This window comes from Halopseudomonas sp. SMJS2 (assembly GCF_029866945.1).
GTDB classification, from domain to species: domain Bacteria; phylum Pseudomonadota; class Gammaproteobacteria; order Pseudomonadales; family Pseudomonadaceae; genus Halopseudomonas; species Halopseudomonas bauzanensis.
In genome coordinates, this window is the sequence record NZ_CP123445.1 from 224,107 (window position 1) to 246,418 (window position 22,312).

Sequence of the window (22,312 nt, forward strand, 5' to 3'; positions counted from 1 at the left end):
GGCAGGACGCTCGCAAGCTCGCGCCTTTGTGCGCGGCGTTATACGGCGTATCAGGAATACGCGCCTCAGTACCTATCTTCTTCTAAGGCTTTATGGAGAAAAAATTGAAGAAAATTGACCTTCACATGCACACAGTGCCTACGATAAGCGATGCTCATTTTAATTTTTCGATAGAAAAGTTAAAGGAGTACGTGAACTCTGCTGAACTCGACGCTATTGCGATAACAAATCATGACATTTTCGACTTGGCCCAATTTAGACAAATTGATAAAGAGTTGAATTGCGTTGTATTCCCTGGCATTGAGATAAACTTAGCTAATGGTCATATTCTTCTTATATCTGAAAATGATGATTTAGAAGATTTTCAAGTTAAGACTCAAGCCGTGTCTGAAAAAATCAAGGCCATAGGCGACACTCTTAGTTTAGATGAATTTCGAAGTATTTTTGGTGACCTTAATAGATACTTGTTAATCCCTCACTACGAAAAAAAGCCTGCCATCTCAAGAGAGACGCTTGATCAGATTGGTGAATTCATATCCTCAGGCGAAGTTGATAGCCCCAAAAAATTTATACGTTTGGCGAAAGATGAAAGGGAGATGACGCCGGTTATTTTTAGTGACGTTCGAATTCGTGAAGGTATGAGTAAATTTCCATCCAGACAAACATATATCGACTGTGGAGATCTTTCCCTTAACTCATTGAAATATAGCTTGCGTGATAGAAATAAAGTAGCTCTTTCTAAGTCAGAGGGGAATTCGCTCTTTCAGGTTTTTGACGATGGCCAGAAGCTATCCACCGGTCTTAATATTGTTCTAGGAGCACGATCTTCAGGGAAGACTGAAACACTAACTCAGATCAGCAATGACTGCGAGAATGTAAAATATATTCCTCAATTTTCACTTGTTCAAAGAGATGACGTTAACTATGAAAAAGAATTCAATGAAGATGTCGCTCGCAAGAAGAGTATATTCGCTGATAAGCATCTAACTCCATTCAAGACTGTTCTCGATGATGTGTTAAATATTGATATTAGAGTTAATCAACGAAAGGTAGAAGATTATCTATCAACGCTTCTGAAGTCGGCAGAAGAGGCAGAGAAATTTGATGCATTCTCTAAAGTAGCGCTCTTTAATGAAACACAATTTGAAGTGGCCCAGGACAAGGGGCTTGGAGATCTGATCGGTTCTGTTCGACAGCTAGTAGATAATATTGAGTATAGAGAAATAATTGATAAACATATTGATTTTAATAGCTTGAAAGCTTTGGCAGTTGAGTTGATTGAACTTCTGTGGTCAAAAGCGTATGAAAGGAAGAAGAGAGGTTTTGTAAATGACGTCGTGCGAGATGTTAAAAGTAAGCTCCAATTAAGAACATCAGCAACACAGGTTAAAGATGTCGACCTATACAGGGTTATGATTGAGCATAGGAAGGTTTCAAAATTCAACCAAATTGCAAATCTGCTGCAGACAGAAAAAGTTATTTTTCAGGAAAATATTCAGGGATTTAAAGTGGTTTGCAAGCAGCGAGCTTTTAAGGGAGCTGGCGAGATTTTGCGTGTAAGTGGGCAAAAAGTTGGTTTCAGCGACGCCTATAAAGAATATGCTTCACCTTATAAGTATCTTATTGCATTAAAGGATAACGGAGCTTGGACTCCATCCGAATTTTATAAGTACTTTGCATGCATTGAATATGAAATACTCAACAAAGATGGGTTCAAGGTTTCAGGTGGTGAAAGATCTGAGTTTCGTCTTTTACAGGAAATCAAAGATGCGCAAAACTTTGATTATCTATTGATAGATGAACCAGAGTCATCGTTTGATAATCTTTTCTTAAAAGGCGAAGCTAATCAAATGCTGAAAGAGATATCCAAGACAATGCCGGTGGTCGTTGTCACTCATAACAGTACAGTTGGAGCTTCAATCAATGCAGATTATATAGTGTACACATCCAAAGAGATTGAAGATGATGAGATCGTATATAGAAGGTATTCTGGACATCCATCTGACAAAGAACTTTGTTCGGTTGACGGAAAAGCAATAAATAATTTCCAGGTTACCATGAACACATTGGAGGCTGGCGAAGAGGCTTATGTCGATAGAAGAGGCGGCTATGAAAGCATTAAAAGTTGAAAACAGTAAGGGGTACTTCCTGACAGAAAACGGTACGTATGAAACTGTCGATAAAATAGATAAGGTGATTCTTTTGAGGTTAGTTAATGCGGCTCTAGAGGATGGCTTTGAAATCGACGAGTACAATGAAGATGATCTAAAGAATCAAGCCCATCAAATTATATATAAAAGTATCAGTGAAAAGCTTAACGATTTACACAATAGAAGAAATCAGTTCCGTGATGAGTCAGAACGTCTGTTTCTAGATGAATACGAGAAGTATAAGGCTTGATACCAACGAGAGGTTGATGAATAGAAATCAGTCCCGTTTAAATGCCGTATAACAAGTTGCTGCACACGGAAAAAATTACTCGCTTCGCTCCCAATTTTCCAGTGAGCAAGGCGTTGGGCATCAACGAGAGAGACCGCCACTACCGGCGTCGTTTAACAGAAGGAGGATCATCATGTACTGCGTATCCGTGGCATATCCGAGGAAAGATGGCGCCAAGTTTGACTTCGACTACTACACCAAGAAGCACATTCCAATGGTGAGCCGCTTGCTAGGCGCGAACGTCGTAAAGAGCGAAGTGCGTAAAGGAGTTGCCTCCCCGGACGGCTCCCCGGCTTCGTTTCTTTGCCTCGCGAGCATCTGGATAAACTCGGTTGAGGAGTTTCAGGCCACCTTGGACGTACATGGTTCTGAAATCATGGGTGACATCCCGAACTACACAGACATTCAGCCCATTCTTCAGGTAGACGAAGTTGTTGCCTGAGAGGGTTGCCGCCCAACCAGCGCTTCCAGCGGACGGCCCTCGCGCTGCGCGCTAGGCCCGCCGCTGAAGCGCGGCGTTAGCCAGCAATTGGGCCAAGAGCGTCGCGGTGTCCTAAAGTGAAGCGAAGCGATCCAACAACGGAGACGGCAATGAAGCGCCTAATTAAACAAATTATGTCAATCGCGATCATTGCGGCCATTAGTCCCGCTTTTGCTCAATCGCCGCCTGAAGCGGCTTCGACGGTCGGCGCCACGTACGTCGAGCCTTCGGCGACAAAGCCGATCAAGCCGGCAGACAAGATCGACAACCTGTTCGCTCGGAATATGGAACAGCCGTACGTCCTGCAGCGCCTGACTGACCGCAGCTATTTCTTCCAGCGCTTTTTCTACTCAACCACCTTCTATGTCGGCGACGAAGGCGTGCTGCTGTTCGACGCTCCCGAAGGGCGCGGCGCGCAGATCCTGCAGGCAATCCGAGAAGTGACACCTCTTCCCGTAACGACAGTTGTGTACTCGCACTTCCACGTCGACCACATCGGCGACGCCCAGTTCTGGGTCGACCAAGCACAGGAGTCGGGCGGTCTCAGGATTGTTTCCAGCAAGGAAACGGCGGACAAGATGGCGTTCATGAACAGCCAGTTGCCGAAGCCAACCCGAGTGCTTTCAGGCCTGAAGAACGAGTTCAAGTTCGAGGACCTGACGTTGGAGATGCATCGTTTCGCAAAGCCCGCCCACACCGACGACCACTCGGTCTGGCTGCTGAAGGAGCAGAAGGTCGCGCACAGCCCCGACTTGCTCAACCCCGATCAGCTCCCCATGCTAGGCTTCGCGGTGTCTGACACGGCGGTGTATCACCAGGCTAATCTTGAAGAAGTCATGGCTCTCGACTGGACGTATTTCGTTGGCGGGCACGGCAACATCGGATACCGGGAGGACTTCGAGTTCCAGCTCGCCTTCCTGGAGGACTTACGTGAAGCTACGCTGAAAGCTCGGCAGGAAGAAGCGTTCGCAGGCCACATGACCCCGGACGAGAATAACCATGCCGCCTTCGCGCGCTCGCAGCGCGATGCGATCATCATGCGCGTGACCGAGGAGCTGCGGCCGAAATACGGCAAGATGTACGGCTACGACGCCTCAATGCCCTACAACGTGGAGCTTGCCATCCGGCTGGTGGGGTCGTATTACTGACGCACACTATGCTTGACCCTTGGAAGCGTCGCGGCCACGCGGCGTCGGCTAACAAGCCGCTGCATCCGCCGGAAAACCGCTGCGCGGTTCTCCGCGGGGGAGCGTTCTCTTAACGCTCCTCAAACAAAATACGACTGACCGTACCATGCACCACCCGTGAATGGCGGTAGTCGGTGTTCTGCATCATCCCCAGTACGATCCGGTTATTACTCGGGTCGACCCACATCCAGGGCCCCTGGATGCCCCACCACCAGTAGGTGCCGACCGGCAGGTGTCCGGCCTTGGCACTGTCCTCGACGATAGCCACGTTCAGGCCGAAGCGGTTGCCGGGTGCCCAGTTGGGACCGTCAACTTCTGGCGGCAGCTGGTCGCGGGCCATTTCGTTTATCGATTCGGCTGAAAGAAGCCGCACGCCATCCAGTTCGCCGCCGTTGAGCAGCATGCGGGCGAAGCGCAGGTAGTCGTCCATGCTGGAGATGAGGCCGCTGCCGCCCTGGGTCAGCTTGGACTTGGTCAGGTACTGGGTGTTGTCCTGCGGCTCCAGACCGTTGTCGCCGGGCTTGTAGGATACCGCCAGCCGTGGTGCCTGTTCGGCGTTGACGTGGTAGCCGGTGTCTTTCATGCCGAGCGGCTGGAAGATGTTCTCGGCGAGGAACTGCTCATACGGCCGGCCGCTGACGACTTCGACCACCCGCGCCTGGATATCCACCGAGAGGCTGTAGTTCCAGGCGGTGCCGGGCTGATTGAGCAGTGGTAGCTTGGCTAGTTTGTCGACCATTTCTTCCAGGGTCTGCTCGGTGTTGAACAGGTCGGCTTTCAGGTACAGGGTATCGACCTGGGACTGACTGAACACGCCATAGCTGAAGCCGGCGGTCTGGTTCATCAACTCGCGCAGGGTCGGTGCGTGGGTGGGGGCGGCGGTTTGCGGTATGCCGTCCGGGCCGTCGGCGACGGCGACCTTGAGGTCGGCAAATTCCGGCAGGTATTTGGCCAGGGGATCATCCAGTGATAATTTTCCCTGTTCCTGCAGCATCAACATGGCGACGCTGGTGACCGGCTTGGTCAGCGAGAAGATCTTGTACAGGGTGTCTTCGGCCAGCGGTACTTCGGCGGCGATATCCTGATATCCATGCTGGCTGCGGTGCAGCAGCTTGCCGTCCTGCTCCACCAGTACGGCGATGCCGGCAAGACGCCCCTGATCGACTTCGGCCTGCAGGGCTTTTTCGAGCATCTGGAAGCGTTCGGCTGCGATGGGCGGCGCTATGGTTTCAGCGTGCAGGACGCTGGTGAACAGCAGGCAGGCGAGGGCAAGCCAGGAGGGGTACAGACTACGGGAATAGGGCTTCAGCATGGCAGTATTTCTTGTTGTTTAAGATGTGGCACACAATAGCATCCTGCCCCAGCGGGAAAAAGGGAGGTAATTCCATGTACACAGGCCACTGCCAATGCGGCGACGTTCGCTTTCAGATTGTGGGTGAGCTTGAGCCGATTCAGATCTGCCACTGCTCCCAGTGCAGGCGAGCGCAAGGTACGCCCTTCGCGACCAACATTCCGGTGCAGGAAAGTGCCTTCACCCTGCTCAGCGGTGCGGAGCTGCTCAAGTCCTTCGAGTCATCCCCCGGTAAGCATCGGGTGTTCTGCAGTCATTGTGGCTCACCGCTGTACAGCACCAAGGATGATATGCCCGGTGTGCTGCGCATCCGTGCCGGCTTGCTGAACGAGCCGCTGGCTACATCGCCTGGTGCGCATATCTATGTGGGTTCAAAAACCAACTGGTGGTCGATTAATGATGAGGTGCCTCAATACGAGGCCGGGATACCTCCGCGCCGGGCTAGATGATGGGGAGCGAGCAGGCGCGATCTGGACGGCATAACGCCCCCTGCCTCGCACTGCTGTCACGTTGCCGGGACGGTGCTACGCTCTAGTCAGCGAAACGGGAGCGGAGGCCGGCGTGAATTACTGGCATTGGATCTATGAGCGAGTAAAACGCCAGCTGTGGTGGCGGGCGGTGGCCTTTGGTATCGCGGGGATGCTCACGGCGGTGCTGGCGCTGGTCGCGGAGCGGGTCTTCCCTTGGGAGATGCCGTTCAACCTGAGCTCGGATGCGGTGGATAGTCTGCTCAATATCATCGCTTCGAGCATGCTGGCGGTCACGACATTCTCGCTGGGGGTGATGACCGCGGCCTTTGGCGCGGCAACCACCAACGTCACGCCGCGGGCGACCAAGTTGTTGATGGAAGACGAGCTGACCAACAACGTGCTGTCGACCTTCATTGGCGCCTTTCTGTTCAGCATCGTTGGCATCATTGTGCTCAAGACCGGCTCCTACGGTGAGCGCGGGCGAGCGGTGCTGTTCCTGTTCACAATCGTGGTCATCGGGCTGGTAGTGATCCAGTTGTTGCGCTGGATCAACCACCTGATCTCGCTGGGCCGGGTGGGCACGACCATCGACCGGGTCGAGCAGGTTGCCGGCGCGGCGCTGACCGAGCGCCTGGCGGTGCCCTATCTGGGCGCCAACCCCTGGCACGATGTTGGCGCGGTGCCGCCGGGCGCGATTCCGGTGTACGCCAGCGCCATCGGCTATATCCAGTTTATCGATATCCCGGTGTTGTCCCGCCTATGCGAAGAAGCGGACTGCGAAGCCTACTTGCCACTTAATCCGGGCGCGTTCGTGTTCGAGGATACCGTGGTGGTCTGGCTCCATTCGCAGCAGGATCTGTCGGAGGTGACCGGGCAGATTGCAGATCAGTTTGTGATCGACACCAACCGGAGCTTTGATCAGGACCCGCGCTTCGGGTTGGCGGTCATGTCGGAAATTGCCTCGCGGGCGCTATCGCCGGCCGTCAATGACCCGGGCACGGCCATCGATGTGATAGGCCGTCTGACGCGCCTGCTGTCCCAATGGGCGGGTGGGCGGGAAGATGTGCCCGTCGACTATCCACGCCTGCATCTGTTGCCACTGGGCGATGACGACTTGCTTGAAGATGCGTTCATGCTGATAGCCCGCGATGGCGCCGGGATGATCGAGGTGCAGCTGCGGCTGCAGAAGTCGCTGGCGGCGTTGCAGCGGCGGGGCAATGCGAGCTTTCGCCAGGCGGCCGCCAGACAGTCGGCCATCGCGTTGCAGCGCAGTGAGATGGCGTTGACCTGTGTGGCAGATCAGCAGCGGCTGCGCGAAGCGCTGGAATGACCAGCTCGGTTTGCTGAGGCTGAAGGCGAAGCTCAGAACGACCGCAGCATCCGCCCCAGCAGTTCCATCGCCCGCTCGCTGTCCGGCCCCCAGGCGTGGCCGTGGTTCAGGCGCGCGCAGTGGCGAAAGCTCTGGCTGGCGGAGAAGATCGGGCCGGGTGCCAGGCTGATGCCCTGGGCCAGGGCTAATCGGAATAACTGCAGCGAATCGACCTGCTCGGGAAACTCGAACCAGAGGAAATAGCCACCGTCGGGCTGGGTGACGCGGGTGCCTTTGGGGAAGTGGCGGGCGGCGGAGGCGAGCATCGCCTCCTGTTGGCGTTGCAGGGCATGGCGCAATTTGCGCAGGTGGCGATCGTAGCCGCCATGCTGCAGGTAATCGGCGATGGCAGTCTGGGCCGGTACCGAGGGCGAGATGGTGGTCATCAGCTTGAGCCGGGCGATGCGCTCGGTGAAACGCCCGCCGGCTACCCAGCCCACCCGGTAGCCGGGCGCCAGGGTCTTGGAGAAAGACCCGCAGTGAATCACCAGGCCTTCACTGTCCAGCCCCTTGATCGGCATGGGCGGACGTTCGCCGTAATGCAGTTCGGCATAGACATCGTCTTCGATCAGCGGCACCTGATGCTCCTGCAGCAGGTTGTACAACTGCTGTTTGCGGCTGTTATCCAGGCTGGCGCCGAGCGGATTCTGAAAGCTGCTCATGAACCAGCAGGCCTTGATCGGCAGGCTGCCCATACGTTCGCGCAGTACCGCCAGATCGATGCCGTCCCGTGGGTGCACGGGAATCTCTACGGCCTTCAATTGCAACCGTTCGAGTACTTGCAGGCAGGCATAGAAGGTCGGTGACTCGATCGCCACTAGGTCGCCGGCCTGGGTCACGCTCTGCAGCCCAAGGTTGAGGGCTTCCAGTGCACCGTTGGTGACCACCAGTTCTTCTATTGGCAACCTGACCCCGCTGACCATGTAGCGCAGGGCGATCTGGCGCATCAGGTCGGCATTGCCTGCGGTCATGTCGGCGATGATGTCGTGGGGCGACAGGTTGCGCAGGCTGCTGGTCATGGAGCGGGCCAGACGGGCCATCGGGAACAGGTCGGGACTGGGAAAGGCCGAGCCGAAGGGAACCGTATGCGGGTTCTTCAGTGAGCCGAGTACCGAGAATACCAGCTCGCTGACACCGACCTCGGTGGTTGGGGGCACTGCCGGGGTGGGTTGCGGGTCAGGCAGGGGCAGCCCGGCCAGGCTGCGGACAAAATAGCCGGAGCGGGCGCGGGCCTGGATCAGCCCGCGGTCCTCCAGCAGGTAATAGGCCTGGAATACCGTGGACGGGCTCACGCCATAACTCTGGCTGGCCTGGCGCACCGAAGGAATCCGCTCGCCCGGCGCCAGAATGCCCGTGCGAATCAATTCGGCAATGGTATCGGCCAGGCGCTCGTAGCGTTTCATCGAAGGGTTCCATGCAGTCAGTAGCTGGCCGGTGCCAGAAAGGTTGATTCGGCCACAACCGGTGCGCTGTTGTCATCCTCTGCAGCGAGGACGAAGCGGATGCGCTGGCGTGCCGCGGGAGATTGTTCGCCGGTCCAGACCACACTGAGCGGCAGATCGTGGATATCTTCGGCCGCCAGCTGCACGCTGACCGGGGTCGCCAACTGCAGGCCTTGCGGTGCATCGAGGGTTATCTGATAGCGGCCGGGTTGTTGGCTCTTGTTGATCACCTTGAGACTGTAGCTGTTCTCCAGCTGGCCGGCGCTGTTCTCGCGAAACAGATTGCCGCGGTCGCGGCTAACGTCCAGCGACATCATCGGCCGATCCAACAGCGCCACCACGAACAGGCCGATCATCAGCGCCAGCATGCTGCCGTAGCCGAGCAGCCGTGGTCGCAGCCAGCGGGTAGTGCTGCCCTGCTGAGCACGCTCGGAGGTATAGCTGATCAGGCCGCGGGCATAGCCCATGCGGTCCATGACGCTGTCGCAGGCATCGATGCACGCGGCGCAGGCGATACATTCGAACTGCAGGCCGTCCCGGATATCGATGCCGGTCGGGCATACCTGCACACACAGGGTGCAGTCGATGCAGTCCCCCAGGCCCTGCTCGGCCGGATTACTGTCCCGGCGCCGCGGTCCGCGTTGCTCGCCCCGTTCGGTGTCATAGGCGATGATCAGGGTATCGCGGTCGAACATGACGCTCTGGAAGCGCCCGTAGGGGCACATGTCGCGGCAGACCTTCTCGCGCAGCCAGCCGGCGTTGATATAGGTGGCGGCAGTAAAGAAGAACAACCAGAACGCCGCCTGGGCGCCCAGCTCGAAGGTGAACAGACCCACTGCCAGCTCGCGGATCGGCGTGAAGTAGCCGACGAAGGTGAGCGCCGTGGCCAGGCTCACGCCCAGCCAGATGGCGTGCTTGGCACCGCGTCGCAGCAGTTTGCTCAGTGACCAGGGCGCAGCATCGAGACGCACGCGCTGATGGCGATCGCCTTCGGTGACTTTCTCCGCCCACATGAAGACCCAGGTCCATACGCTCTGCGGGCAGGTATAGCCGCACCAGATGCGTCCGGCGACCACCGTGATGAAGAACAGGCCGAAGGCGGCAATGATCAGGATCGCCGACAGCAGGATCAGGTCCTGGGGCCAGAAGGTCGCGCCGAAGATATGGAACTTGCGGCTGGCTAGATCCCACAGCACGGCTTGGCGCTGGTGCCAGTTCAGCCAGGCCGTGCCGAAGAACAGCAGGAACAGCAGGCCGGCGCCGAGCAGGCGCAGCCGCCGGTAGTACCCTTCGAAGCTGCGTGTATGGATCGGCCCGCCGAGCTGGGCGGGTGTGTTGCGTGCAATGGTGGCGTCGATGATCTCGACGGGAATACGTTCACCCATGGTCTACCCCATCAGTCATGAATCAGGCTGGTGACATGATCGTGATTGGGTCTGATATGAAACAGGCTCAGGTTTTCGATAAAAAACCGTATCAGCAGCAAAGCCGCGTCGTTAGGGGGTGACGCATTGTCGCAGGCCGCTCTGTTATGACGAGGCGGGGATTAATGGCACGATTAGCCGTTCATGGCAGGGCACTGATACGGTTTTCAGCACGGCAACTGAGCCTGTTCATTTGTTAATTGATGTTGCATAGTGCGCGGTCGAATCCAATTTGCCATGGGGCTGTCGCTGCATGTATTTCCAGCAAAACAAGTGCGTACGGGGCGGGTCTGGTCCCCGTGAAAGGGGGTGGGCATGAATCTGGGTGCTCTGCTGTGGTTGATGGCGCTGCAGGTGGCGGGTGCGGTGATCAGTCATTTTCTGGTGCCGGCGCTGCCGGGGCCGATTATCGGCATGGTGTTGCTGGTGCTGGGCCTGGCCTTCCTCGGCGAGGTACCGGAGTCGCTGCAGCGGACCGCGTCCGCACTGCTTGGCTATCTGCCGCTGCTGCTGGTGGTGCCGGCGTCGGGCATCATGCTCAGTCATGATCGTCTGCTGGCGGACTGGTTGCCCATCGCGCTGGCGCTGGTTGGCTCGCTGCTGGTAGCCGTGCCGTTCTGTGGCTGGCTGTTGCAATGGCTGATCCGCCGTCAGGAGAGCCGCCAATGATCGCCCTGCTGGTAACCATCCCGGTGTTTGCGCCGATGTTGACCATAGCGGCCTATCAGGTGGCGCTCTGGGTGCAGCGACGCACTGGTTCGCTGCTGCTGCAGCCGGTAATCGTGACGCTGATGCTGGTGATCGCGATGCTCCTGCTGCTGGATATCGATTACCTCATCTACCGCGAAGCCGCGGAGCCGATCGCCCTGTTGCTCGGCCCGGCGACCGTGGCGCTGGCGGTGCCGCTGTATCAGCAGCGTCAGCGCATCCGCATGTTGCTGTGGCCGATCCTGATCACCCTGCTGGTCGGTGGCGTGCTGATTGTGGTGCTGACCCTGCTGCTTGGCTGGCTGCTGGGCGCGCCCTTCGTCACGCTGATGTCGCTGGCACCCAAGTCGGTGACCATGCCGATTGCCATGCTGTTGTCCGAGCAGGCCGGGGGTGATGCGGCGATGACCGCAGCGCTGGTGATGCTGACCGGGGTGATCGGCACCGTGATGGCGCCGCCGTTGCTGCGTCTGGCACGGGTTGACTCGCCCGCCGCGCGGGGGCTGACCCTGGGCATGAATGCCCATGCCATCGGCACGGCGCATGCGCTGCGCGAAGGTGGCGAATGTGCTGCCTTTGCGGCGTTGGGGATGAGTCTGCTGGGGTTGGCGACGGCGTTGCTGCTGCCCTGGTTCGTGGGCTGAATGCAATGCGGGGCCTGCATTGCGCAGGCCCCGCATTATCCGCAGGACTTCAGATCAGGATTCGCCCATGCCTGGCACCGGCTCGGGTGCCGAGTGGGCCCGCACCTTCTCTTCGATACGCCGTCCTACCTCCGCATCAATGTTGCGCCAGTACTCGAAGGCGCGCTCCAGCACCGGGCTGCGCACACCACCGAGCAGGCTGCCGGCTACCTGGTCGACCAGTTTGGTGCGTTCCTCATCGTTGAACACTTCACGCACCAGCGTGCCCGGCTGGCCGAAGTCATCATCCTCGGAGTGCAGTTCGTAGGCGCTGCGCACCATATCGCCGTCCGCTTCCCAGCCATCCTCCATCTTGCCGGTACTGTCCGCCCAGCTGCGATCGCTGCTGTTGGGTGCGTACACCGGTGCGTTGCCGCTGTGCTCGTAGGTCATCTGACCATCGAACATGTAAGTGTTGACCGGCACCTTGGGGCGGTTCACTGGCAACTGATGGAAGTTGGTGCCGATGCGGTTGCGCTGCGCGTCGTTGTAGGCGAAGGCGCGGCCCAGCAGCATCTTGTCCGGGGACAGGCCGATACCCGGGACCGTATTGCCAGGCGAGAAGGCCGCCTGCTCGATCTCGGCAAAGAAATTCACCGGGTTGCGGGTCAGGGTCATCTTGCCGACCTTGATCAGCGGGTAATCCTTATGCGACCAGATCTTGGTCAGATCGAAGGGGTTGAAGCGGTAGGTGGCGGCGTCGGCATAGGGCATGACCTGCACTGACATGATCCAGCTGGGATACTCGCCACGGGCAATGGCCTCGAACAGATCGCGGCGGTGATAGTCCGCATCGATCCCCGCCATGTCGGCGGCTTCGGCGTTATTGAAGAACTCCATGCCCTGCTCGGTATGGAAGTGGTACTTGACCCAGAAGCGCTCACCGGCGGCATTGACCCACATGAAGGTATGGGAGCCGTAGCCGTTCATGTGGCGCCAGGTGCGCGGCAGGCCGCGCGGCCCCATCAGGTAGGTTACCTGATGCGCCGATTCGGGGTTGTTGGTCCAGAAGTCCCACTGCATGTGGTTGTCGCGCAGGCCGGAGTCGGGCAGGCGTTTCTGGCTGCGGATGAAGTGGGGGAATTTCATCGGGTCACGCACGAAGAAGATCGGCGTGTTGTTACCGACCAGGTCGTAGTTGCCTTCGTCGGTATAGAACTTCAACGAAAAGCCGCGCACGTCGCGCCAGGTATCCGGGCTGCCCATCTCACCGGCAACGGTGGAGAAGCGCGCCAGCATCTCGGTCTGGCTACCTTTCTGGAACAGCGCCGCCTTGGTGTAGGCGGACACATCTTCGGTGGTTTCGAACACACCGAAGGCGCCGGCGCCCTTGGCATGGGGTTGGCGCTCAGGCACCTTCTCACGGTTGAAATGGGCCATCTGCTCCAGAAAGTGCACATCATGGAGCATGATCGGGCCATTGGCGCCAATGGTCAGAGAATTGCGATCGCTGGGTGCCGGTGCGCCGGTACTCATGGTCGAGCCGGTTGGCGTTTTACTGTTTGAATCACTCACGGGGCGTCCTCCTTATCAGGCATCTGGCGAAGCTCTCTCGCATGGCTTCAGCTCTCAATGTAGACCATACGGAGGAATAGGCAGCCTTGCCAGGTGCCGACTCGATAATCAGTCGTTCCAGCGCCCCGGCGCGTAGGAAAACACCGGCAGTGCCAGCGACCAGCGAATTGCCGCCAGCCGCACTGCCAGGCCGAAGCTGAAGGAGGCCAGCAGGTTCACGTCATGGTTGATGCCCCAGTGACGCAACACCAGATAGAGAATCGCCACCGCCAGTGAAACGCTGGCATACAGCTCCTTGCGCAGCACCATGGGTGTGCGATTGCACAGCAGGTCGCGCAGAATGCCGCCGAAAATACCCGTGGTGATGCCGGCCATGATCACGACCGGGGTGGGGTAATCGAGCCGCAGAGCGACGTTGCAGCCGATCACGGTGAAGGCGATCAGCCCCATGGCATCGAGGATCAGGAATAGGCTGTGCAACCGGTGCATGAAACGGGCGATCAGCACGGTCAGCAGGCCAGCGGAGATGGTCAGGTAGATGTACTCCGGATGCTGAGTCCAAGTGACTGGGTAGTTGCCCAGCAGCATGTCGCGGACCGTGCCGCCGCCCAGAGCAGTGATGAAGGCTATGAAGGCGACACCGAACATGTCCATGTTGCGGCGGCCGGCAGCCAGGGCGCCGGACATGGCTTCGGCAGTGATGGCGATCAGATAGATGTAGAGAAGCACACAGAACTCCTGCAAGCTGTGACGCCTCTCCCCCTGTCCTTTTACCTGAGAGTTTACGCAGTCATGGACTGCTTGCCCCTTCGGTGGGTTGCCTTGGCAACCTCTCTCCAGCTGGCTGTGCGGTCACCCGCTGCGCTGGGCAGTATCGGGTGTCCTGTGATTCGCAGTAATGGGTACCTGAGCGATTATGGGAGTTTGCGCCTTCGGCGGGGGCCTGGGGCCCCTCTCTCCTGCGACCGGCGATTATACAGCAAGCGCCTGGCTTTGCTATTGCTGACTGCTTCATTGTGTCGCCGGCGCCGGGCCGGCAGATTGGTTACACTGAGTCTGTTTTCCCCAGCAGCAAGCGGAGGGACCAATGCACCAGCAGATTCTCGATTTCTGGTTTGATCAGCTCAAGCCGGCGATGTGGTGGAAGAAAGATGCGCAACTGGACCAACTGATCGAGCAACGTTTCGGTGAACTGCATCGGCAGGCCGCCAGAGGCGAGCTATGGGAATGGCGCGCCACGCCCGAGGGGCGGCTGGCCGAGATCATTCTGCTTGACCAGTTCTCGCGCAACATCCACCGTGACCAACCCGATTCTTTCGCCCATGACGGGATGGCGCTGGTGCTGGCCCAGGAGGCTATTGCCGCCGGCGCCGATCTGGCCCTGCCGGTGATACAGCGCAGCTTCCTGTATATGCCATTCATGCACAGTGAGTCGCTGGTGGTCCATGAGCGGGCGGTCATGCTGTTTGACACACCCGGTATGGAATCCAGTCTGGACTTCGAACTGCAGCACCGGGATATCCTGCGGCGCTTCGGTCGCTATCCGCATCGTAACCGCGTGTTGGGACGAGCCTCCACCGAGGAAGAATTGCAATTTCTGACCCAGCCGGGTTCCTCATTCTGAGCCCGGGATACCTTATTGCCGTATCGATCCATATTCGAGGAGTCTGACCATGCATACCAAGATCCTGCCATCGGCCGTGCTTGCCGCTGCCCTGACCACGCTGGCCGGTTGCAGCACCTCGGCGCCGGATACCACCGTGCCCCGGATCGGTGGTGGTGAGCCTTTTACCGCCGAGCTGAATTGCGGGCGCCTGCCGATTTCCGCCAAGGGCGATGATGACCTGCTGCTGACGGTCGGTGATGAGCAATTCGCCCTGAGCCGGGCGATCAGCGCTTCCGGTGCGCGTTATGTGGCTGCGGGTGAGCCGGAGACCAGCCTGTGGTTCAAGGGTCAGCAAGCCTGGCTGGTGTTGCGTGGTGACGACTACCCACTGTGCGCGCCGAGTGACAGCATCATTGAACCTTACCGCGCCGCCGGCAACGAACCCTTCTGGTCGGTGACGTTGGAGGGTGGCCAATTGACCCTGAACCGCCTCAACGAAGGTGAATCACCGGCCCAGCCCTATATGGCGGACGAGACCGCCGGCGAGGTGGTGACCAGCGGCAACCCACCGATCCGCTTGCAGGCCAGCGATCAGCTGTGCCGTGACACCATGAGCGGAATGCCCTATCCGCAGCAGGTCAGCGTGCAGGTGGACGGCGTTACCCTGAACGGCTGCGGTGGTGATCCGGCGCGGCTGCTGCAGGGCGGCGAGTGGGTAGTGGAGGACATCAATGGCGGTGGCATTATCGACCGCTCCCGTGTGACCCTGAATTTCTGGCGTAACGGCCAGGTGAATGGCCGTGCCTCCTGCAACAACTTCATGGGAGAATACCAGCTGACCGGTGAAAGCCTGACCATCAATCAGCCGGCCACCACCCGCATGGCCTGCGCGCCTTCGCTGATGGAACAGGAGCAACGGGTGCTGCGCAATCTGCAGAGCCTGCAGGGCTTTGATTTCGACGATACCGGTGCCTTGCTGCTGCGCTCGGCTGAAGGTTCGCTCAAGGCCCGCCTGGAACACTGATAATAATCAAGGAGATATACATGCTGGCGTTGATATTGGGTTTGGTGCTGTTTCTCGGGATACATTCGACTCGTCTGTTTGCTGCTGACTGGCGGGTCGCGCAGATCGACCGGCGCGGCTTGCTGGCCTGGAAGGGATTCTATGCTGTTGTTTCGCTGGTGGGGCTGCTGCTGATCATCTGGGGCTACGGGCAGGCACGGTTGTCGCCGACCTGGCTGTGGCTGTCGCCCATGTGGACCCGCCATCTTGCTGCGCTACTGACGGTTCCGGCCTTCATCCTGCTGGCGGCCACCTATATTCCCGGAACTCATATCAAGACCCGGGTCGGGCATCCCATGCTGCTGGGCGTCAAGTTCTGGGCCATCGCCCACCTGATCGCCAATGGCACGCTGGCCGACCTGCTGCTGTTTGGTGGTTTCCTCGCCTGGGCGGTAGCGCTGTATGTGGTCTTGCGCCGGCGTGATCGTCTGGCCGGCGTGAGCTATCCGGCGGTCGGCTTCAGTCGGGACCTGATTGCCATTGTGGTCGGGTTGGTCGCCTGGGTGGTCTTTGCCATGTGGTTGCACGGCGCGCTGATCGGTGTCCGCCCCTTCGGCGGCTGAGCCTTACCTGATGCGGCCTGGCCGCCAACCCGGGAGTACGAACCATGCAACTGCTGTATCCGGAGATAAAGCCCTTCGCCCGTCATGATCTGGCGGTCGAAGCGCCCCATGTGCTCTATGTCGACGAGAGTGGTCAGGAAGACGGGCTGCCGGTGGTGTTCATTCATGGTGGGCCGGGTGGTGGCTGCGACAACCTGAGCCGACGCTTCTTCGATCCGTCGATCTACCGCATCATCACCTTCGATCAGCGTGGTGCCGGCCGTTCCACGCCCCACGCCAGCCTGGAAAACAACACCACCGCCGCGCTGATCGAGGATATGGAGGCGCTGCGCATCCACCTGGGGATCGACAAGTGGGTGCTGTTCGGCGGTTCCTGGGGTTCGACCCTCGCCCTGGCCTATGCCCAGGCGCATCCTGACCGGGTGCTGGGCATGATTCTGCGCGGGATCTTCCTGTGCCGCGACGAGGATATCCACTGGTTCTATCAGGAAGGCGCCAGCCGCATCTTTCCCGATTACTGGGAGAACTACCAGGCGTTGATCCCGGAGGCGGAGCGCGATGACATGGTAGCCGCCTACTACCGACGCCTGACCGGGGACGATGAAATCTGCCAGATGCATGCCGCCCGGGCCTGGTCCGGCTGGGAAGGTTGCTGCGCCACCCTGCGGCCCAGTGCCCAGCTGGTCGACCGCTTTACCGAGTCGCGGCGCGCGCTGGCCATGGCGCGGATTGAGTGCCACTACTTCATCAACCAGTCTTTCCTTGAACCGGATCAGCTACTGCGCAATATGCCGAAGATTGCACATATCCCCGGCATCATCGTCCATGGTCGCTACGACATGGTCTGTCCGCTGGATAATGCCCACGCGCTGCATCAGCGTTGGCCCGGCAGCGAATTGCAGATCATCCGCGATGCGGGTCACGCGGCTTCCGAGCCGGGTATTGCCGATGCCCTGGTGCGCGCTACCCAGAGCATGGCCCGGCAACTGCTGAAGCTGGCGCCGGAGGCGGAATAGCATGAAGGGGCTGTTGCAGCGGGTCAGCCAGGCCCGGGTGGAGGTGGCGGGCGAGATTGTCGGCGCCATCGATCAGGGCTTGCTGGTGCTGGTTGGCATCGAGCCGCAGGATGATCGGGCCAGTGCCGACCGGCTGTTGCACAAGTTGCTCAACTATCGCGTGTTCAGTGATGCCGAGGGGCGCATGAATTGCTCGGTGCAGGACGTACAGGGCGGATTGTTGCTGGTATCCCAGTTCACCCTGGCGGCCGATACGCGCAAGGGGCTGCGCCCGGGATTCTCCACCGCGGCGCCACCGCAGCAGGCTGCCGAATTGTTCGATTACCTGCTGCAGCGGGCGGGCGAACAATGGTCACAGGTGGCTACCGGGCGGTTCGGTGCGGACATGCAGGTGCATCTGGTCAATGATGGGCCAGTGACCCTGCTGCTGGAAACCTGACCTCAGCTTGGCTGGAACCGCACCCACAGCATGATCAGCAGGGTCGCGGCCACGCCCCAGGCGAGCATCGCCAACAGCAGGATGGCAGGCAGCGGCAGCTTGCCGGCACCCCAGGCGATCACCGCAAGATAGATGGCGTAGGGCAACAGCGACCATAAGCCGAAGATGGCTGTGGTACGCAGGTCCGCCGCCGGGCGGGCGCTGCCGATAATGTAGTGGGCGATCACCGCAAAGGTGGGAAACAGCGGCACCAGTCCGGCGATATAGAAACTCTTGGAGCGCGCCAGCAGCGCAATGAGCAGAACCGCCAGTGCGCCGAGCAGCGCCTTGAATGCAAGTGAAATCATGAAGTCCATACCGGGCCGATGCGCTGCTCACGCTATGCCCGGCAGGTTATCAAGTCAAGGCCGCTCCCACATCAACTTGCGATCACTGAGCTCGGTTCAACGCTTCCTCCACGAATTCCAGCCGATCCTGACCGAAGAACATTTCGTTCCCGACAAAGAAGGTCGGCGCACCGAAGACGCCCCGTTCGATGGCCTCTTCGGTGATCTGCCGCAGCTGGTCTTTCACCACCGGATCATTGATCTTCTGCTGTAGTTCAGCCATATCAAAACCGTGGCGACCCAGTACGGCGGCGACCACCTCGGGGTTGCCCATATCCTGTTGATCGACCCAGATGGCCTGGAACACCGTATTGACGTACGGGACGAAGCGATCGGTACCCAGGTAGGCGGCCGCGCCGCGCATCAGCTGCATGGTGTTGATCGGGAAGAACGGATTGTGCTGGAACGGCACAGCATAGCGCCGCGCGTAACGTTGAAAATCCTCGCGGGTATAACGCCCCTTCGCCGGCACGGTCGCTGGGGAGCTATTGCCGGTGGCCTTGAACACCCCGCCCAGCAGCATCGGCTTGTATGCCAGTTCGGCATCGTGGCGCTGCGCCAGGCTGGCGATCTGGGTCCAGGCCAGGTAACTGGCAGGGCTGCCTACATCAAAATAGAATTCGACTTTCTTGTTCATGTGCCTTGTCCTGTGGTGGTGGGGGTCAGAAGGTTTCCATCCAGGGCCGCAGATCCAGTTCATGGGTCCAGCAGTCCCGTGGCTGGCAATGCAGTTGCCAGTACTGTTCGGCGATGTGCTCCGGGTCGAGAATGCCGCCCTGGTCTTTCAACGCGTAGCGCTCGGGAAAGTTGTCGCGGATAAACGCGGTGTCGATGGCTCCGTCGATGATCGGATGGGCGACATGAATGCCCTGCGGCCCGAGTTCGCGCGCCATGCTCTGGGCCAGGGCGCGCAGCGCGAACTTGGCGCCGGCGAAGGCACTGAAACCATTGCCGCCCCGCAGCGAGGCGGTGGCACCGGTGAAAATGATGGTTCCGCGAGCGCGGGGCAACATTGCCTTGGCCGCTTCGCGGCCGGTGAGGAAGCCCGACAGCGCCGCCATTTCCCAGACCTTGCGGTACACCCGTTCGGTGGTTTCGGTAATCGAGAATCGTACGTTGGCACCGATATTGAACACCACCACCTCGATGGGACCTATGTCCCGCTCGATATCGCTGAACAGCGCGACCATCTGTTCTTCACTGCGGGCATCGCAACCAAAGGCATGGGCGGCGCCGCCGGCCGCTGCGATATCGCTGACCAGTGGCTCAAGTTTATCGGCCTGGCGGCGGGTGACGCACAGGGTGAAACCTTCACGGGCGAAGCGCCGGGCAATGGCCCCGCCGGTGGCATCGCCGGCGCCGATGACAACGGCAACGGGTGGTCTGGACATGGGGTACTCCTTATCGGTTCTTTTTTGGAACTGATTAGATAGTCAGTTTCTTTTTGGAACTTGTCAAGCTATCCTGTGGCCCTGTACGAACGAGGAGTCGAGTATGCGTTGGGAAGAGTTGGACCAGCAGCCCTGTTCATTGTCCCGCACCCTGGCGGTGGTCGGTGACCGCTGGACCTTGCTGGTGCTGCGCGACTGCTTTCTCGGCGTTCGCCGTTTCGATGAGTTCGAAAAGCGCCTTGGGGTCACCCGGCACGTATTGGCCGATCGCCTGAAGAAGCTGGTCGAGTATGGGGTCTTGGCCAAGGTGCCCTATCAGCAGCGACCGCTGCGCGAAGAGTACCGGTTGACCGAGCGCGGGCTGGAACTGCATTCGGTGATGCTGGCGCTGGTCAGCTGGGGTGACCGGCACATGGCCGACGAGCGGGGCGCACCGATCCGCCATATCCACAAGGGCTGCGGCCAGGTCATGCGACCGGTGACGGTCTGTTCCGAATGTGGTGAGCCGGTAGCGGCGCGGGATGTGCAGATCGAGGTGGGAGAGGGCTGGCAGGATGCGACTGGCGAGCTCATTCCCCCGAGGCTGGCGCGCCAGTCGGGGAATCAGGACCGCTGATACAAGCGCTGCTTGGTTCCTAGCTGGTCAGATCAGAACAGCCGGGCAAGCAGTGCGGTCACGGCGGTTTCTACCCGCAGGATACGTTCACCCAGCTGTACCGGCTGCAAGCCGGCGGCGCAGAGCTTGTCCACTTCGTAGGGGATCCAGCCGCCTTCCGGGCCGATGGCCAGGGTAACCGGGCCAGCCAGCGCCCTTGGGCAGGCGGGAAAGTCGCCGGGGTGGGCTACCAGTCCCGTGGTCCCGGCTACCAACGCCGGGAGCTGGTCTTCGACAAAAGGCTTGAAGCGTTTCTCGATGCGCACGCTGGGCAGCACCGTATCGCGCGCCTGCTCCAGGCCCAGCAACAGATTCTCCCGAATCACCTCAGGCTGCAGGAAGGGCGTCTGCCAGAAGCTCTTTTCCACCCGATAGCTGTTCAGCAGGATGATCTCGGCCACGCCGAGTGTGGCGCAGTGCTGCAGGATGCGGCGGAACATCTTGGGGCGCGGCATGGCCAGCAATAGAGTCAGGGGCAGCTTGGCGGGCGGTGGCTGGGTCAGGTTGATCTGCAGCTCGGCCTGCTGCTGGTCCAGCGCTAGCACGGTGCCTTTGCCCATCAGGCCGTTTACTTCCCCGACCCGCAAGCTGTCGCCGACGGCTACCTGCTGGATCTCCAGCATATGCTGCAGGCGCCGGCCGCTCAGCCGCACCTGCTGCGGAGCAATGAAATCCTGCTCCTCAAGCAGCAACAGGTTCATGCGGAGGGGGTGTCGTCTTCGGTTTCGGCTTCGGTCGTGCGGGTCACCGGTTTGAGCAGCCCGGCGAACAGGATTCCGACCTCATAGAGTAACCACATGGGGCCGGCCAGCAGCGTCTGGGAGATGATGTCCGGCGGGGTCAGCACCATGCCGATGACGAAACAGCCGACCACCACATAGGGCCGAATCTGCTTGAGCTTGGCGACGTCAACCGCGCCGGACAACACCAGCAGGACCGTGGCCACCGGAATCTCGAAGGACAGACCGAACGCCAGGAACAGCGTCATGACGAAGTCGAGGTAGCTGTTGATGTCGGTCATTACCGTCACCCCTTCGGGGGCGGCGCTGGTGAAGAAGCCGAACACCAGGGGGAACACCACGAAGTAGGCGAACGCCATGCCGGCATAGAACAGGATGATGCTCGATGCCAGCAGCGGCAGGGCGATGCGCTTCTCATGCTTGTACAGACCGGGCGCGATGAACCCCCAGATTTGATGCAGGACAAAGGGCATGGCCAGGAATAACGCGCTGATCAGCGCCAGCTTGAACGGCGTCAGGAAGGGCGAGGCCACATCCGTGGCGATCATGCTGGTGCCTTCGGGCAGGTAGGCCCGCAGCGGCTCGGAGATGAAGGTGTAGAGGTCGTTGGCGAAGTAGAACAGGCCGGCGAAGATCAACATCCAGATCAACACGATGCGCAGCAGGCGCGAACGCAGTTCGGTCAGGTGCGCGACCAGCGGCATCTCGCCGAGGTTGGTCTGGATCGGGGACTTTTTACTCATTTGGGTGCAGTCGGATCATCGTCAGTGGGGCTGGCAGCCGTAACGGCAACCGGTGGAGTGGGCTCGGCCGGTGCCGGGGTGTCGACCTCGGGCGGCTCGGGCCTGGTCTCGTCAGCTGTCGCAGTGATGTTACGTTTGACGTTGGACTCACCCGGCTTCTTCTTCGCCAGATCGGCCATGATCTTTTCGTTATGCAGGGTCTGGCGTATTTCGTCAGCCCCCAGCTCGCGCTCTACCTGGCTGCGTACATCCGCCAGGCTGCGCTTGATCCGCCCCAGGTACAGGCCGGCCATGCGCACCGCACCGGGCAGGCGCTCGGGGCCGAGCACCAGCAGGGCGACGATCGCCACCACCAGCATTTCCAGAAAACCGATATCGAACATGGACCGTCAGTCCTTGTGGGGTGTGGATTCCGTTTTCTTCTCGGCCTGGACATCCAGCGTTTCGCCCTGCTTGTCTTCCACGGCGGGCTTGTCGTCATCATTCATTGACTTGCGAAAGCCCTTGATGGCCTCGCCGACGTCCGAGCCGATGCCTTTCAATCGCTTGGTGCCGAATAACAGGATGACGATCAGCAGGACGATCGCCAGTTGCCAGACACTGATTCCACCAAAACCCATCTCAACCTCCAGGGCAAAGCC

Annotated in this window: 26 protein-coding genes and 2 riboswitches; of the genes, 14 read left to right on the forward strand and 12 right to left on the reverse strand. The window is 59.3% G+C overall.

Annotation, left to right across the window (positions count from 1 at the left end; translation table 11 throughout):
• Positions 1-104: 104 nt before the first annotated feature.
• The 4 genes from QAO71_RS01005 (at position 105) to QAO71_RS01020 (ending at position 4,068) form a co-directional block, all read left to right on the forward strand.
• Positions 105-2,129, forward strand: coding sequence for a phosphotransferase (locus QAO71_RS01005; protein ID WP_280165049.1), 2,025 nt, complete (start codon positions 105-107; stop codon positions 2,127-2,129).
• On the forward strand, positions 2,110-2,400 hold the full coding sequence (locus QAO71_RS01010; protein ID WP_280165050.1) for a hypothetical protein: 291 nt from the start codon (positions 2,110-2,112) through the stop codon (positions 2,398-2,400). Before QAO71_RS01005 ends, QAO71_RS01010 begins: the two co-directional genes overlap by 20 nt.
• A gap of 172 nt (positions 2,401-2,572) precedes the next feature.
• Complete coding sequence (locus tag QAO71_RS01015; RefSeq protein WP_280165051.1) at positions 2,573-2,881, forward strand: EthD family reductase; 309 nt, start codon at positions 2,573-2,575, stop codon at positions 2,879-2,881.
• Between the two features lie 149 nt (positions 2,882-3,030).
• Positions 3,031-4,068, forward strand: a complete 1,038-nt coding sequence (locus QAO71_RS01020; RefSeq protein WP_280165052.1) for an MBL fold metallo-hydrolase — start codon at positions 3,031-3,033, stop codon at positions 4,066-4,068.
• Positions 4,069-4,177: 109 nt separating this feature from the next.
• On the opposite strand, the gene QAO71_RS01025 is transcribed toward QAO71_RS01020, so the two are convergent.
• Entirely contained in the window at positions 4,178-5,419 is a 1,242-nt protein-coding gene (locus tag QAO71_RS01025; protein ID WP_280165053.1) for a serine hydrolase domain-containing protein, read from the reverse strand.
• Positions 5,420-5,493: 74 nt separating this feature from the next.
• Between QAO71_RS01025 and QAO71_RS01030 the strand changes: the two genes are divergently transcribed.
• A complete protein-coding gene (locus QAO71_RS01030) occupies positions 5,494-5,907 on the forward strand; it encodes a GFA family protein (protein ID WP_280165054.1) in 414 nt (137 codons plus the stop codon).
• 112 nt (positions 5,908-6,019) lie between these two features.
• A complete protein-coding gene (locus QAO71_RS01035) occupies positions 6,020-7,258 on the forward strand; it encodes a DUF2254 domain-containing protein (RefSeq protein ID WP_280165055.1) in 1,239 nt (412 codons plus the stop codon).
• A gap of 32 nt (positions 7,259-7,290) precedes the next feature.
• Here the strand turns inward: QAO71_RS01035 and mapR are convergent, their stop codons facing one another.
• Together mapR and ccoG are read right to left on the reverse strand one after the other, a co-directional pair.
• Positions 7,291-8,700: a GntR family transcriptional regulator MpaR gene (gene mapR / locus QAO71_RS01040; RefSeq protein WP_136868445.1), complete on the reverse strand. Its 1,410-nt coding sequence runs from the start codon at positions 8,698-8,700 to the stop codon at positions 7,291-7,293.
• 17 nt (positions 8,701-8,717) lie between these two features.
• The gene (gene ccoG, locus QAO71_RS01045) at positions 8,718-10,124 is read right to left on the reverse strand and encodes a cytochrome c oxidase accessory protein CcoG (protein ID WP_280165056.1); all 1,407 of its coding nucleotides are present in this window, start codon (positions 10,122-10,124) and stop codon (positions 8,718-8,720) included.
• Positions 10,125-10,478: 354 nt separating this feature from the next.
• Here ccoG and QAO71_RS01050 point away from each other — a divergent pair, with 354 nt between their 5' ends.
• Together QAO71_RS01050 and QAO71_RS01055 are read left to right on the forward strand one after the other, a co-directional pair.
• The gene (locus QAO71_RS01050; protein ID WP_036991330.1) at positions 10,479-10,832 is read left to right on the forward strand and encodes a CidA/LrgA family protein; all 354 of its coding nucleotides are present in this window, start codon (positions 10,479-10,481) and stop codon (positions 10,830-10,832) included.
• Positions 10,829-11,515, forward strand: coding sequence for an LrgB family protein (locus QAO71_RS01055; protein WP_036991328.1), 687 nt, complete (start codon positions 10,829-10,831; stop codon positions 11,513-11,515). The genes QAO71_RS01050 and QAO71_RS01055 overlap by 4 nt, the downstream gene beginning before the upstream one ends.
• A gap of 54 nt (positions 11,516-11,569) precedes the next feature.
• Here the strand turns inward: QAO71_RS01055 and QAO71_RS01060 are convergent, their stop codons facing one another.
• A complete protein-coding gene (locus QAO71_RS01060) occupies positions 11,570-13,069 on the reverse strand; it encodes a catalase (protein ID WP_074779222.1) in 1,500 nt (499 codons plus the stop codon).
• A 108-nt stretch (positions 13,070-13,177) separates the two neighbouring features.
• The gene (locus QAO71_RS01065) at positions 13,178-13,798 is read right to left on the reverse strand and encodes a trimeric intracellular cation channel family protein (protein ID WP_036992001.1); all 621 of its coding nucleotides are present in this window, start codon (positions 13,796-13,798) and stop codon (positions 13,178-13,180) included.
• A gap of 23 nt (positions 13,799-13,821) precedes the next feature.
• Positions 13,822-13,919, reverse strand: a riboswitch (glycine riboswitch).
• A gap of 33 nt (positions 13,920-13,952) precedes the next feature.
• Positions 13,953-14,041, reverse strand: a riboswitch (glycine riboswitch).
• A 115-nt stretch (positions 14,042-14,156) separates the two neighbouring features.
• Between QAO71_RS01065 and QAO71_RS01070 the strand changes: the two genes are divergently transcribed.
• Genes QAO71_RS01070 through dtd form a run of 5 tightly spaced genes read left to right on the forward strand, consistent with a single transcriptional unit; the run spans position 14,157 to position 17,756 of the window.
• Positions 14,157-14,693, forward strand: a complete 537-nt coding sequence (locus QAO71_RS01070) for a DUF924 family protein (protein ID WP_136868442.1) — start codon at positions 14,157-14,159, stop codon at positions 14,691-14,693.
• A 49-nt stretch (positions 14,694-14,742) separates the two neighbouring features.
• Positions 14,743-15,699, forward strand: coding sequence for an META domain-containing protein (locus tag QAO71_RS01075; RefSeq protein ID WP_280165057.1), 957 nt, complete (start codon positions 14,743-14,745; stop codon positions 15,697-15,699).
• 20 nt (positions 15,700-15,719) lie between these two features.
• The gene (locus QAO71_RS01080) at positions 15,720-16,301 is read left to right on the forward strand and encodes an NnrU family protein (RefSeq protein ID WP_280165058.1); all 582 of its coding nucleotides are present in this window, start codon (positions 15,720-15,722) and stop codon (positions 16,299-16,301) included.
• A 44-nt stretch (positions 16,302-16,345) separates the two neighbouring features.
• Entirely contained in the window at positions 16,346-17,317 is a 972-nt protein-coding gene (gene pip, locus QAO71_RS01085) for a prolyl aminopeptidase (protein ID WP_074779228.1), read from the forward strand.
• Between the two features lies 1 nt (position 17,318).
• Entirely contained in the window at positions 17,319-17,756 is a 438-nt protein-coding gene (gene dtd / locus QAO71_RS01090) for a D-aminoacyl-tRNA deacylase (protein ID WP_036991320.1), read from the forward strand.
• A gap of 2 nt (positions 17,757-17,758) precedes the next feature.
• On the opposite strand, the gene QAO71_RS01095 is transcribed toward dtd, so the two are convergent.
• From QAO71_RS01095 to QAO71_RS01105, 3 genes are all read right to left on the reverse strand, one after another.
• A complete protein-coding gene (locus QAO71_RS01095; protein WP_211242600.1) occupies positions 17,759-18,100 on the reverse strand; it encodes a GlpM family protein in 342 nt (113 codons plus the stop codon).
• Positions 18,101-18,185: 85 nt separating this feature from the next.
• Positions 18,186-18,779 (reverse strand): 2-hydroxychromene-2-carboxylate isomerase, encoded by a 594-nt coding sequence (locus tag QAO71_RS01100; protein ID WP_136868440.1) that lies wholly within the window; start codon positions 18,777-18,779, stop codon positions 18,186-18,188.
• A gap of 25 nt (positions 18,780-18,804) precedes the next feature.
• Positions 18,805-19,533 (reverse strand): SDR family oxidoreductase, encoded by a 729-nt coding sequence (locus QAO71_RS01105; protein ID WP_074779232.1) that lies wholly within the window; start codon positions 19,531-19,533, stop codon positions 18,805-18,807.
• A gap of 103 nt (positions 19,534-19,636) precedes the next feature.
• Here QAO71_RS01105 and QAO71_RS01110 point away from each other — a divergent pair, with 103 nt between their 5' ends.
• Positions 19,637-20,149 (forward strand): helix-turn-helix domain-containing protein, encoded by a 513-nt coding sequence (locus tag QAO71_RS01110; RefSeq protein WP_280165059.1) that lies wholly within the window; start codon positions 19,637-19,639, stop codon positions 20,147-20,149.
• A gap of 32 nt (positions 20,150-20,181) precedes the next feature.
• Here the strand turns inward: QAO71_RS01110 and QAO71_RS01115 are convergent, their stop codons facing one another.
• From QAO71_RS01115 to tatA, 4 genes are read right to left on the reverse strand one after another with little or no spacing between them, the layout of a single operon-like run.
• Entirely contained in the window at positions 20,182-20,889 is a 708-nt protein-coding gene (locus tag QAO71_RS01115; protein WP_074779236.1) for a 16S rRNA (uracil(1498)-N(3))-methyltransferase, read from the reverse strand.
• Positions 20,886-21,671, reverse strand: a complete 786-nt coding sequence (gene tatC, locus QAO71_RS01120; RefSeq protein ID WP_036991312.1) for a twin-arginine translocase subunit TatC — start codon at positions 21,669-21,671, stop codon at positions 20,886-20,888. Before tatC ends, QAO71_RS01115 begins: the two co-directional genes overlap by 4 nt.
• A complete protein-coding gene (gene tatB / locus QAO71_RS01125; RefSeq protein ID WP_280165060.1) occupies positions 21,668-22,054 on the reverse strand; it encodes a Sec-independent protein translocase protein TatB in 387 nt (128 codons plus the stop codon). The genes tatC and tatB overlap by 4 nt, the downstream gene beginning before the upstream one ends.
• Before the next feature lie 6 nt (positions 22,055-22,060).
• Positions 22,061-22,291: a twin-arginine translocase TatA/TatE family subunit gene (tatA, locus tag QAO71_RS01130; RefSeq protein ID WP_036991309.1), complete on the reverse strand. Its 231-nt coding sequence runs from the start codon at positions 22,289-22,291 to the stop codon at positions 22,061-22,063.
• Between the last annotated feature and the right edge of the window lie 21 nt (positions 22,292-22,312).